11 protein-coding genes and 1 pseudogene are annotated in these 12036 nt (G+C 66.8%); 5 read left to right on the plus strand and 7 right to left on the minus strand.

Annotation, left to right across the window (positions count from 1 at the left end):
- Positions 1-96 precede the first annotated feature (96 nt).
- Positions 97-861, minus strand: coding sequence for a Crp/Fnr family transcriptional regulator (locus tag MKK60_RS27565; protein ID WP_243989223.1), 765 nt, complete (start codon positions 859-861; stop codon positions 97-99).
- A gap of 214 nt (positions 862-1075) precedes the next feature.
- Here MKK60_RS27565 and MKK60_RS27570 point away from each other — a divergent pair, with 214 nt between their 5' ends.
- Positions 1076-1771, plus strand: coding sequence for a Crp/Fnr family transcriptional regulator (locus MKK60_RS27570; protein WP_243989224.1), 696 nt, complete (start codon positions 1076-1078; stop codon positions 1769-1771).
- 446 nt (positions 1772-2217) lie between these two features.
- Positions 2218-2448, plus strand: a complete 231-nt coding sequence (locus MKK60_RS27580; protein WP_243989226.1) for a hypothetical protein — start codon at positions 2218-2220, stop codon at positions 2446-2448.
- A gap of 301 nt (positions 2449-2749) precedes the next feature.
- Here MKK60_RS27580 and MKK60_RS27585 read toward each other — a convergent pair whose 3' ends face one another.
- Positions 2750-2986 (minus strand): DUF6894 family protein, encoded by a 237-nt coding sequence (locus MKK60_RS27585; protein ID WP_243989228.1) that lies wholly within the window; start codon positions 2984-2986, stop codon positions 2750-2752.
- A 578-nt stretch (positions 2987-3564) separates the two neighbouring features.
- On the opposite strand from MKK60_RS27585, the pseudogene MKK60_RS27590 reads away from it, so the two are divergent.
- Positions 3565-4092 (plus strand): annotated as a pseudogene (locus MKK60_RS27590) (EamA family transporter); the annotation flags it as partial.
- Between the two features lie 38 nt (positions 4093-4130).
- Here MKK60_RS27590 and MKK60_RS27595 read toward each other — a convergent pair.
- The 5 genes from MKK60_RS27595 to MKK60_RS27615 form a co-directional block, all read right to left on the minus strand.
- Positions 4131-4301: a hypothetical protein gene (locus tag MKK60_RS27595; RefSeq protein ID WP_243989229.1), complete on the minus strand. Its 171-nt coding sequence runs from the start codon at positions 4299-4301 to the stop codon at positions 4131-4133.
- A gap of 73 nt (positions 4302-4374) precedes the next feature.
- On the minus strand, positions 4375-4923 hold the full coding sequence (locus MKK60_RS27600) for a threonyl-trna synthetase (RefSeq protein WP_243989231.1): 549 nt from the start codon (positions 4921-4923) through the stop codon (positions 4375-4377).
- Between the two features lie 4 nt (positions 4924-4927).
- Positions 4928-8185, minus strand: coding sequence for an efflux RND transporter permease subunit (locus MKK60_RS27605; protein WP_243989233.1), 3258 nt, complete (start codon positions 8183-8185; stop codon positions 4928-4930).
- An 11-nt stretch (positions 8186-8196) separates the two neighbouring features.
- Entirely contained in the window at positions 8197-9564 is a 1368-nt protein-coding gene (locus tag MKK60_RS27610; RefSeq protein ID WP_243989235.1) for an efflux RND transporter periplasmic adaptor subunit, read from the minus strand.
- Between the two features lie 143 nt (positions 9565-9707).
- Entirely contained in the window at positions 9708-10070 is a 363-nt protein-coding gene (locus MKK60_RS27615; protein ID WP_243989236.1) for a hypothetical protein, read from the minus strand.
- Positions 10071-10111: 41 nt separating this feature from the next.
- On the opposite strand from MKK60_RS27615, the gene MKK60_RS27620 reads away from it, so the two are divergent.
- Entirely contained in the window at positions 10112-10354 is a 243-nt protein-coding gene (locus MKK60_RS27620) for a hypothetical protein (protein WP_243989238.1), read from the plus strand.
- Positions 10355-10534: 180 nt separating this feature from the next.
- Positions 10535-12036 (plus strand): autotransporter outer membrane beta-barrel domain-containing protein (locus tag MKK60_RS27625; RefSeq protein WP_243989239.1); only part of this gene is annotated, 1502 nt, incomplete at its 3' end.

A 12036-nucleotide genomic window follows, 5' to 3' on the forward strand; every position in this document is an offset into this window, starting at 1 on the left:
CCAGTACCAGCCGTCCCTCCTGATCCGGGCTGCCTGTGTCGACAGCGATCGGCTGCAGCACGAGCAACGCCTCGACGTTGTCGCGCGCATCCACGCCTAGCTTCCCCGGAGCTGGTTCAGCCACGGCTCGCTCCGGCGTGCCCCCCAGCGGGTGTTCTTGAGGTGGAGGTAGTTGGGCGTGAACCGGCAGAACGCCTTGAGCTGCTCGACATCGTGGATCGTCAGAACCCGCTGTTTGAGTTTGATCAGGCCGAGGCCACGAAGCTCTCGCAGCGTGCGGTGCACGTGCACGGCGGAGAGACCCATCGCATCCGCAAGCTCGGTCTGGGTGAACGGGAAGGGGTAGCTGTCGTTCGTGACCTTCCCGACCGCATCGAGCCGGACCAGCAGTTCGCAGAGGAGGTGGGCGATCCGCTGCTCCGGGGCACGGGCACCGAGGTTGACCAGCCACTCGCGCAGCACCGCCTCGTCGACGAGGGCGCACCACCAGAAGGCCCGCGTGATCTGCGGATGGGCCTCGGTGATCTCCTCGATGGCCCGACGCGGGATGTCGACGACATGGCACGGGGAGATCGTACCGATGTTGTGGTCCATTTGGTCGAGGATGAACACGTTGAGGTCGCAGAAGTCCCCTGGAACCAAGAGAGCCATGATCTGGCGTTTGCCGTCCGGCAGCACCTTGTAGCGGCAGGCGAGGCCGTCGAGGATCAGATGGACGTTCTCAGGGTCGTCACCTTCTCGGATCAGATCGACCCGTGCCCCGACCTGCCGGATGCGCGGCGTCAGGCCATCCAGGGCCCGGCGATCGTCATCCGATAGGGCCTCGAAGCCTTCCAGCTTCCGGGTCAGTACCTGCTGCATCACGCCTCAGTAGAAATCGACCGAAGCGACATTATGTCGGATTTCCCACACTGCAAATCGTCATTTGATGAGAAATTTGCCTAACGTCTGCGTTCTCCGTAGAAGCCGCGCATCGTTTGCAATTTTTCGGGCGCACACGGCTGAGGGTTCGTGCCCCCGCCCTTTTCAGGGCGAGCCCGTGACGCAGCTCCGACAGGCCACGTGCCGCAATCGCTTGCTCGCCGGACTGCCACCATCCGACTTCGATCTGCTTCAGGGCCGGCTTGCCCTAAAAAAGCTCGCGGTGGGCGACGTGCTGATCCAGACGGATACCCCAATCACCAGTTTGTATTTTATCGAACGCGGCATTGTCTCCCTCGTCGCGCAAGCTCCCGATGGCGAACAGGCTGAGATTGGGCTCGTTGGGTGCGAGGGCCTCGTCGGCACTCCCCTTCTGCTTGGCGCCGATCAGGCCCCTTTTGATGGCCGGGTTCAGAATGCAGGATCAGCCTGGGTCATGTCCGCTTCAAGCTTCCGCGAGATCCTGCCTCGATCCTCACCTCTAGGTGAACGCCTACTTCGCTATGTGCAAACCGTCACTGCGCAAATGGCCGGAACAGCGCTCGCCAACGCACGCTACACGCTGGCGGCCCGTCTCGCCCGCTGGCTGCTGATGTGCCACGATCGAGTTGAGGGTGACGACCTGTCGACGACCCACCGCTTCCTGTCCTTGATGCTCGGCGTGAACCGCACCGGCGTCAGCGAGGCGATGGCAGTTCTAGAACGGGCTGGGGTCATCGCAACGAAGCGTGGGACCATCATCATCCGGGACCGCGAGCACCTGATTGCTCAAGCGGGCGCCTGCTACGGAATGCCGGAAGCCGAGTACGATCGGCTTCTCGGGCCTACAACGTCGACCCCAACAGTCTGATCGGCATTTTCCTAAGATCTAGGCCGGGCTGCGCCAAGCACTGCCGTAACAACAACCAATCAAATGATGCAAAACACGCATGCCACGCCCCCTCTGCAGGCGGTGGTGGGCTTCGACCTTCGGTTGTATGGCAAGAAAGTTGCTTTCAACTGGAGACTGCATGTCAGCATACGCCACGCCGAGGGTACTGCCTGAAGGCGAGATTACATTCCGGGGCCGCGGTCAGGGGGTGCTGACGGGCTTCAAGCTGCTGCTCACGGTGTGCCCGCACTGCTCACAGCGGAATGACAGGCACGCGGCGGAAATGGGCTTCTGCCAGTGGTGCGCCTACGTGCCATCGTTGCGTGATGCCGAGCCTACGGATGCTGTCTGAAACTAGGAGAGTAGCACACCAGAGCACGCAACGATTTTGCAGCGCAGCACGTTTGCCTGATATGCTAAGTGTGATGCCCTACGAAATCACCATTTTCGCCGCTGGCATCCGGCGGACCTTGTTCGCTCAGACTGAGCGGGAGGTAGCTTTGATGGCTGAGTCGATCCTCCGCCGTTTTGAAGGCAAACCCGCTCTGATCGGGTTCTGGGTCGATGCTCCCGATCGAGGAGCCCTGAAGCACCTGGGAGCCTACCTCGGAGACGTACTCGCCGAGCTAATGGGAACGGGCGAAGTGGTGGCGTAGGCGGCCTACACGGCAGAGATTGTGCCGGTCATGCGCCCTGCACCCGCCAGTTTCGCTTCATCGGAAGTTTCTCTGGGTTGATCCGCCCCGCTTATAGGATCGAGCGCTACCAAGGCTTCAAGCGCAAGTTTCATTCGTGCCGGCATCTCGTCATTCATGACAAGTGGAAATGCTACTGCCAGCCCACGACAGACACCCGCTTTGATTGATGCTTCACGGGTCCGGCCGTAGCAAATAGTCAAAATTGGCGCAATCACAACTATAGCTCCTCGAGCTATCTGCACACTAAGTGTCATGCATTTTAAGCTAGCCTAAGAACCTCTCTCAACCATACTACAGCACACAGATTTCCTATTTCATCAACGATATCAAATCGCTGACCATCAATGATTTTGCCTTGGCGAACTCTGTCGGCAAGTAGATATCGCGCTGAAGCTCGGGCCTCTTCTTTCGCCGCCTCAACATCGACAAGATCGGATCCATCTGGATCTTCGATGATATCATCACCATCACGTAGGTGAAGGTAGAAACGGGGCATCGAAGATCTCAATCTCTATAGGTCTGCTTTTAAGCATCGTCATCGAGAGGGTCTACCTCATTGATCTGCTCACCCTGGTCATCATGAACCGGCGTCCGCTCGACTGGCGGAAACAGCTCCGCCAGTCCCTGAGCTACGCCATAGAGAACAGGATCAGAGTCTGGGCCGGACAGGGGGACGCAGTGATCGCGATGTCGCATTTTGCGCTCGGCTACTGATCTGGAACGACGACGATACAGAGGCCGTCAATTTAAGGTTGAAACAGTTGTTCTTATCAAAAGATGTTTTCTACGTGATTGGTTCCACCCCGCTCGCATTGAAAAATCGCCACAAACAGCTCCTGGAACTTGCTGCGACGCACAACCCTCGAGCACGGCCCCTTCCCCGTTGTCGTTGGCTCACCAAACCTTTCACGAAGAAGGGCGCGCCGGTCTCCCGGACACGCCCTGCTCGTCGCAATCAATCTTGTCAGCGTCGACCTCAAGCGGTGCGCGCTTCGATCCGCTACACCTGCACCAGCGTCCACTTCCTGCTGCACGCCGTAGTAAGCTCGGGATCTCACCTGCGGCAAAAAGATACGCAAGCTGTCCTCCGCCGATCCGGTCGTGATCGCGTTGACCAAGGGGCTCGTCGCCGGGGGCGCCAACCTCGCCATTGCCCTCGCACGCGGTGCCAGCCTGCCGCCGCCCGGCATGATCGGCTTCGCGGCCGTCGTCGGGTTCCTCGGGGTCGGCGTCAGCCTGGTGCTGTTCGTGTTCGCGCTGCGCCATCTCGGCAGCGCGCGGACGGGGGCCTACTTCTCGCTCGCCCCGTTCATCGGGGCCGTCGTCGCCTTGATCCTGTTGCCGGAACCCGTGACCCCGCAACTCGTCGTCGCCGCGCTCCTGATGGGGGTAGGCCTCTGGCTGCACCTCGCGGAACGACACGACCACGAGCATTCGCATGAGGCGTTGGGCCATGAGCATGGGCACGTGCACGACGAACATCACCACCACGACCACGATGGTCCCGTGACCGAGCCCCACTCCCACTGGCATCGCCACCAGCCGATGCGGCACAAGCACGTGCACTACCTCGACCTTCACCATCGCCACGGACATGGTTGAGCCGGCGCGGGGGCAATCGGCGCCGCGGTCGAGTTTCGTCACCGCGGGACGTAGAACCAGCAGTACAGCGCGCACACGACGGCGATGGCCATCGCCGACGTCAGGAATGACCGTCGCGCCGCCCTCAGGACATGCGGCCTGACCTTGCGTCGGCGCCTGCTTCCGCCGCCGAATTCCCCGATCTGCCGGGCGAGCTTCTTGCCGGTCATCGCCCCCTGATCCCCCGCCGATGGGTTCCATGGGTCGAGGGGGGGCGCTGCAGGCCGTGACGGATCGGCACGATCACGGGACCATCCCGCCGATCAGGTCCGCCATGTGGGCACCGGCAGGGTGGCCCGTGGCGGTGCGGTGGCTCTCCGAGCAGGCAGCGTAATCCGGGCCGGACACGGACATCACCAACCCGCGGGTGCCGTCCGGCAACGTGCGCGTCGCCAGGACAGCCCGGCCCGAGAGCCATACCAGCGACCCCGAGGCGAGGCCCGGGCGCGGCTCGCCGTAGCGGCGCACCCCCTCGCGCCGGATGGCCTCGCGTGCGGTGACATGAGCTGGTCCGTCGAGCGGCCGACCGACCCAGACGACCTGCTGGAGGCCCTGCTCCCTGCACACCACCAGGACCACCTCGACGGTGTCGGGTCCCGAGGCAAGCGGACGGTCGTGGAAATAGTACAGCCCGGTCAGGTTCGCCTCGCGGTCGACCATCGAGGGTGCATCGACACGGTCCACGGGACCCCAAGCCAATCCGAACGGCGCCTCGCCCGCCGTCGGTTCCGCCGCCATGGCCGCGCCTGTCCACGCCACCACCGTCAGTGCGAGCGCGGGGCGGCGAGACATCGTCCTACTCCGCGGCCTGCGGCAGGACGGGGCGTGCATGGGGACCCTCCTTCTCGACGGTGGCCTTCCTCGGGGCGACGGCACCGGCGAAGCGCGCGTAGAGCGCCGGCAGGACGACGAGGGTCAGCAGGGTCGCCGAGATGAGGCCGCCGATCACCACCGTCGCTAATGGGCGTTGGACCTCCGCCCCGGTCTCCGTCGCAAGGGCCATCGGCACGAAGCCCAGCGACGCCACCAGGGCGGTCATCGCCACCGGCCGTAGACGGGTCATCGCACCCTCCAGGATCGCCTCGCGGCGCGGCTTCCCTTCCGCGATGAGCTGCTTGATGTAGGTCAGCATAACCAGGCCGTTGAGAACGGCCACCCCGGACAGGGCGATGAACCCCACCGCCGCCGGGACCGAGAACGGCATGCCCCGCAGCCACAGGGCCGCGATACCGCCGGTCAGTGCCAGCGGGACCGCGCTGAACACCAGGAGGGCGTCCCGCGCCGAGTTCAGGGCTGAGAACAGCAGCAGGAAGATCAGGAAGAAGCACACCGGCACCACGACCATGAGGCGCTGGCGGGCCGAGGCCAGGTTCTCGAACTGGCCGCCCCAGGTCACGTAGTAGCCAGACGGCAGCTGCACACCGGACGCGACCTTGGCCTGGGCCTCAGCCACCAGCGAGCCGATGTCGCGGCCGCGCACGTTGGCGGTGACCACGACCCGGCGGCGGCCGTTCTCGCGCGAGATCTGGTTCGGTCCCTCGGTGACGGAGAAGCTCGCGACCTGCTTCAGGAGCACCGAGGAGGCCCGCCCGTTGACGCCCGGGGGCAGCGGCACCGGGATGTTCTCCAGGGCCTCGCGGTCCTCGCGGACCTTGTCGTTCAGGCGCACCACGATGGGGAAGCGACGGTCGCCCTCGAACACCATGCCGGCCTCCCGGCCGCCGATAGCCGCCCCGATGACGTCCTGGATCGCGGACGTGCTCAGGCCGAGGCGGGCCGCCTCCGTCTTGTTGATCTTGATCTCCAGGAACGGCAGGCCCGCCGTCTGCTCGACCTTGACGTCATCCGCGCCCTCGGTCCCGCGCAGGATCGCGGCGACCTGGTTGGCGGCCTTGAGCATCGGCTCGAACTCCTCGCCGAATACCTTCACGGCAAGGTCGCCGCGGGTACCGGCCAGGAGCTCGTTGAAACGAAGCTGGATCGGCTGGGAAAACTCGTAGACGTTGCCGGCGAGCGCCCCGAGCGCCTTTTCGATCTGCTCCTGGAGCTCGGCCTTGGACAGGTCCGGATCGGGCCATTCCTCCTGCGGCTTCAGGATGACGAAGGTGTCGGACGAGCTCGGCGGCATCGGGTCGGAGGCGACCTCCGCGGTTCCGGTCTTGGAGAAGACGTAGGCGACCTGGGGGAAGCGGCTGATCGCCTGCTCGACCTTCAGCTGCATCGCCTGCGACTGCGTGAGGGAGGTCGACGGGATGCGCTGGGCGTTGAGCGCGATGCTCTTCTCGTCGAGCTGGGGGATGAACTCCTGCCCGAGCCTGGTGAACAGGAACCCGGCGCCGACGAGCAGCACCAGGGCGACCGCGACGAAGCTCATCGGAACCCGCAGGGCGGCCCCGAGGACCGGGCGGTAGGCGGCCTTGATCCCGCGGATGAGGATGTTGTCGGTCTCGGTGACCTTGCCGGTGATGACGATGGCGATCATCGCCGGCACGAAGGTCAGCAAAAGGACGAACGCCGAGACCAGGGCGATGATGACGGTGAGCGCCATCGGTTCGAACATCTTGCCCTCGACCCCGGTGAAGGTGAGGAGCGGCACGTAGACGAGGATGATGATGGCCTGCCCGTAGAGGGACGGCTTGATCATCTCCTCGGCCGAGGCGCGCACGGTGACGAGGCGCTCCTCCAGGTCGAGCTTGCGCCCGAGCTCCCCCTGTCTCTCGGCGAGGTGGCGGAGGGCGTTCTCGGTGATGATGACGGCCCCATCGACGATGAGGCCGAAGTCGAGGGCGCCGAGGCTCATCAGGTTGGCGCTGATCCGACCCTGGACCATGCCGGTCATGGTCATCAGCATCGCCACCGGGATCACCAGCGCCGTGACGATGGCCGCCCGGATGTTGCCGAGCAGCAGGAACAGGATGACGATGACGAGCGCGGCGCCCTCAGCCAGGTTCTTGGCCACCGTCCGGATGGTGGCCTCGACCAGCAGGGTCCGGTTGAGGACGGTCTGGACCTCGACGCCGGGGGGGAGCGTGCGCCGGATCACCGTCATCCTCGCGTCGACGGCGGCCGAGACCGTCCTGCTGTTCTCGCCGATCAGCATCAGGGCGGTGCCGATGACGACCTCGCGCCCGTCCTCGCTACCCGACCCGGTGCGCAGGTCGCGCCCGATCCGGACCTCGGCGATGTCCGAGATGCGGACCGGCACCCCGCCGCGCGTGGTCACGACCACGGAGCCGATGTCCTCCATCGTCTCCAGGCGGCCGGCGGCACGGACGACGTAGCCCTCGCCGTTGTCCTCCAGGTAGCGGGCGCCCTGGTTCGCGTTGTTGGCCTCCAGCGCCCGTCCGATGTCGGCGAAAGAGAGGTCGAGGGCGGTCAGCTTCATCGGGTCGGGCTGGACGTGGTACTGCTTGTCGAAGCCGCCGATGCTGTCGACCCCGGCGACCCCCGGCACGGTCTTCACCTGGGGCCGGATGATCCAGTCCTGGACCGTGCGCAGGTAGGCCGTGCGTTCGAGCTCCGTCGCGAGCCGCTGGCCCTCGGGGGTCAGGTAGCTCCCGTCGTCCTGCCAGCCGGGCTTGCCGTCGGGCGAGACCTTGCGCTCCCCGGCCTTCGCGTAGTGGATCGACCACATGTAGATCTCGCCCAGGCCCGTCGAGATCGGGCCCATGTGCGGCTCGGCCCCCGGCGGCAGGGTCGACTTCGCCTCGCCGATCCGCTCCGCGACCTGCTGGCGGGCGAAGTAGATGTCGAGCTTTTCCGAGAAGACGGCGGTGACCTGGGAGAACCCATTGCGCGAGAGCGAGCGGGTGTATTCCAACCCCTTGATGCCGGCGAGCGCGGTCTCGACCGGGTATGTCACCTGCTTCTCGATATCGACCGGCGAGAGCGACGGCGCCGTGGTGTTGATCTGCACCTGGTTGTTGGTGATGTCCGGCACCGCGTCGATGGGCAGCTTCGTCAGCGAGAACACGCCGAAGGCAGCCGCGAGCAGCGACAGGAGCACCACGAGCCAACGCTGGTGGACGGAGAAGTCGAGGATCTTCGAGATCATGATGGCCGCCCTCAGTGATCGTGGTCGGCTTCGGCCTTGCCGAGCTCGGCCTTCAGGACGAAGGAGTTGGCCACCGCGACCTCGTCGCCGGGCTTCAAACCGGTGAGGATCTCGAAGGCGTCGTCGTCGGCCTTGCCGATGGTCACGTCCCGGCGCTCGAAGCCCTCCGCAGTGCGGACGAACACGACCTTCTCGCCGCCGATGGTCTGGATCGCGGACTTCGGCAGCCGGACCCCGACCTTGTCCCGGGCGATCTCGACCTCGGTGGTCACGAAGGTCCCGGGGCGCCAGGCCATGTCCTTGTTCGGCAGGGCGACAATGACCCGGGCCGAGCGCGTCTCGGGGTTGAGGATCGGGCTGACGAAGACGACCTTGCCCTCGCCGCGGGAGGCGTCGTCGCCCCCGACGATGGTGACCTTGGCGCCCTCGCGGACCTTCGAGAGTTCCGTGGTCGGGATGGCGAGCTCGATCCACACGGAGGAGAGGTCGGCGACCGTGTAGACGTCGGCAGGGTCGCCCTCCTTGCCGACGGCGGTTCCGACATCGACCTTGCGCTCGACCACACGCCCGGCGAGCGGAGACTTGAGCTCGTAGCGGCGCAGCGACGACAGGTTCGGGGTGGTCTCGTCTTTCTTGGCGGACGTCGCGACCTCGGCCGCGTTCAGCCCCAGGGCCGACAGCTTCTGCCGGGCGAGGTCGACGCGCAGGGTTGCTTCCGAGTATGCGGCCTTCGCGTTCAGAAACGCCGATTCCGCCGAGATCCGCTTGTCCCAGAGGGCCTGCTGCCGGTCGAAGTTGGTCTTCTCCAGGTCGGCCTTGACCGTCGCGGTGAGGAAGTCGCTCTTCGCCTCGGCCACCTCGCGGCTGTCGAGGACGGCCACGACCTCGCCTTTTGCGACCTCCTCGCCGAGGCGCTTGCGCATCTCGGAGACGGTGCCGACGACGCGCACGGGCACCCGTGCGATCCTGTCGGCGTCCTGGGCGATGGTGCCCGGCACCAGCAGGTGGCGCGAAAGGGTGCCGCCCTCGACCGTGGCGAGCTTGATGTCCTGTTCGGCGGCCTGCTCGGCGGACATCTTGATCCTGCCCTCGCCCTCCTCGTCGTGGCCGTGCGCCTCGCCCTCGGCGTGCTTGTGTCCGCCCGCTTCCGGCTTGGCCTCACCCACGGCATGCTCATGGCCGGGCTCGCCCTGACCGTGCCCGTCGTCGGCGGCTGCGGCCGTCGGCTTGGTCATGGCTGCGTTGGTGGGTGGCGCCGCCCGGGCGTTCGCCAGGCCGGCGGCGGCAAGGGCGCCCTGCACGACCTCGGACACACGGGGGAAGGCACCGCCGATGGCGATGCCGATGGCCAGGAAGGCCACGGAAAGAAATGCACGCATGGGAAAGGACCGGGTCCGCCGGGGACGTCGCAACGCCGCTCATGCGGCTCGGGACGGTCCCGTACTGGGGTTTTCGCGTTGGTGAGGCGGCCGGGTCCCGCGAGGGGCCGGCCGGGACGCGCCACGGACGAGGCGACGTCGCCTCAGGCGCGAGGCGGCCTGGGAAGGCGGTCGGGCGAAACCGATCCGATGGGGGTGGTCACGGTCGCGTAGGAGGCGCGCGCCGCCCCTCGGGTCGGCAGGGCGGGCGTCGCATCGACGTTCAGGGCCTGGTGGCAGCCGCAATTGGCATGGCAGGCCGGGCAGGCGTCGGCGTGGTCGGGCCTTGAAGCATCCGCCGGGGCCGACATCGAGAGTTCGTGGCTGACCGAACGGTGGGCCTCAGCGGAATGGACCGCGCTGGGGACGACGAGTGCCATGACCAGGACGAGCGAGAGTAAGCGGACGGTGGTCGCCCACCAGCCGCGCATCGTCTCGTAGGCCCTGATCCGGGGTCCCGTGGTCATGCTCGCCTTATGAACCAATCAGGGCCACCCGTACATGCCGGGTGACCCTCGACGAGGACGGAGCCTCAATAATCGTCGTGATGATGATGGTGGTGGTGGTGCTCGCGCTCGCCGTAGAACCGACGCTCCCCATAGAAGGCTCGGTCGCCGTAATCCCGATGCGGACGGTGGATGACGACGTCGTCGTGGTCGCCGTGATGGTAGCGGTCGACATGGGCGCCGCCTCGCCGATCGAAATCGCCGCCGTAGTATTGGGCCGACGCCGCGGCGGGAGCGAGGATTAGGGTTGCGGCAGAAGGGCTGGAATGTGGGCGCGCATGGCTCGTTCCTCGTGGGATGATGCCGCCAGGATGTCCATGGTGCCTTGAACGGGGCCTGAAACCCACGTTCATCTATCCTGGAGGCTTCCGGTGCTCCCGTGGCCTCGCGAACGAGGATCGCGAGGCCACGGACCGGCCGGTTCAGTGGCGCTCGATCACGGTGGTGCGACGCTCGCCGCCTCGCCGGTCACCATGGCCGACGCTGCGGTCGTCGGCGGCACGGGGACCATCGGCGGCCTGACCGTGCAATCCGGTGCGATCGTCGCGCCGGGGGCCAGCACCGCGGCCGGCAGCCTCGGCACGCTGACCGTCAACGGCAACGTTCTGTTTGCCGCCCAGTCGATCTACCGGGTCGATGCCACGGCAGCCGGGCAGTCCGACCGCATCGCGAGCACCGGCACCGCGACGCTGCAGGGCGGCACGGTTCAGGTCACCGCCGGCACGGGGGCCTATTCGCCGAGCACGCGCTACACCATCCTGACGGCGGCCGGCGGCCTGACCGGGCGGTTCGCGGGCGTGACCTCGAACTTCGCCTTCCTGACGCCGTTCCTGACCTACGACGCCAACGACGCCTACCTGCGCCTCGCCCGCAACGACCTGGCCTTCGGCTCCACGGCGCAGACCCGCAACCAGGCCAACGTCGCCGCCGCCGCCCAGGCGCTCGGCGTCGGCACGCCGATCTACGACGCGATCGCGGTGCTCTCGGCTGCGCAGTCACGCCAGGCGTTCAATGCTCTGTCGGGTGAGGTCTACGCCAGCGCGGTGACGACGATGTTCGAGGGCGCCACGTTCGTGCGCGAGACCATCCTCGATCACCTGCGCTTCGGCGAGAGCAACGGCTTTGCCGGCGGCTTCGGTGCGCCCGGTAGTGTCGGCCAGCGCTTCGCCCCCGGCTCGACCCTGCCGGGGACCTACACCGCCGACCTGCCGGGCCGCGCACCCACGCTCTCGGCGGTGCCGACGCAGCTCGTGGTGCCGGCCTACGCGGTCTGGGGGCAGGCGTTCGGCGCCTTCGGCAACACGGCCTCGAACGGCAACGCCGCCGGGCTGTCGCGCCAGACCAGCGGCTTCGTGCTCGGGGCCGAGACCGCGCTGTCGGGCCTGACGGGGGCCGGGGCGGACCTGTCGGCGTGGCGGGTCGGCGTGGCCGGCGGCTACAGCTTCACCGGGTTCGACGTCACCGGCCGGCTGTCCTCGGGCACGGTGGAGAGCGCCTACGGGGCGGTCTACGCCCGCGGCCCGGTCGGGCCGCTCCAGGTCCGGCTCGGTGCGGCCTATGCCGGCAACGAGCTGGCGGCACGACGGACGGCCGCGTTCCCCGGCTTCTCGCAGAGCCTGTCGGGCAAGGCCGGCGGCGAGACAGTGCAGGGCTTCGGCGAGGTCGGCTACCGCATCGGCACGGCGACCGGCTACGTCGAGCCGTTCGCAGGCGGGGCGGCGATCCACATCCGCCGCGACGGCCTGACCGAGCAGGGCGGGATCGCGGCGCTGACGGTGGCCGGCCGCGGCTACGACATCCAGACCGCCACCGCCGGCATCCAGGGCCAGCTCGTGCTCGGCGATGCGTTCGGGGACAACCGTCCGCTCGTCGCCCGCGGCCTGATCGGCTACCGCCGGGCCTTCGGTGACGTGGTGCCGGCGGCGCT

Origin of the sequence: Methylobacterium sp. J-092 (assembly GCF_022829325.1) — a bacterium.
In the GTDB taxonomy this organism is placed as follows: Bacteria; Pseudomonadota; Alphaproteobacteria; order Rhizobiales; family Beijerinckiaceae; genus Methylobacterium.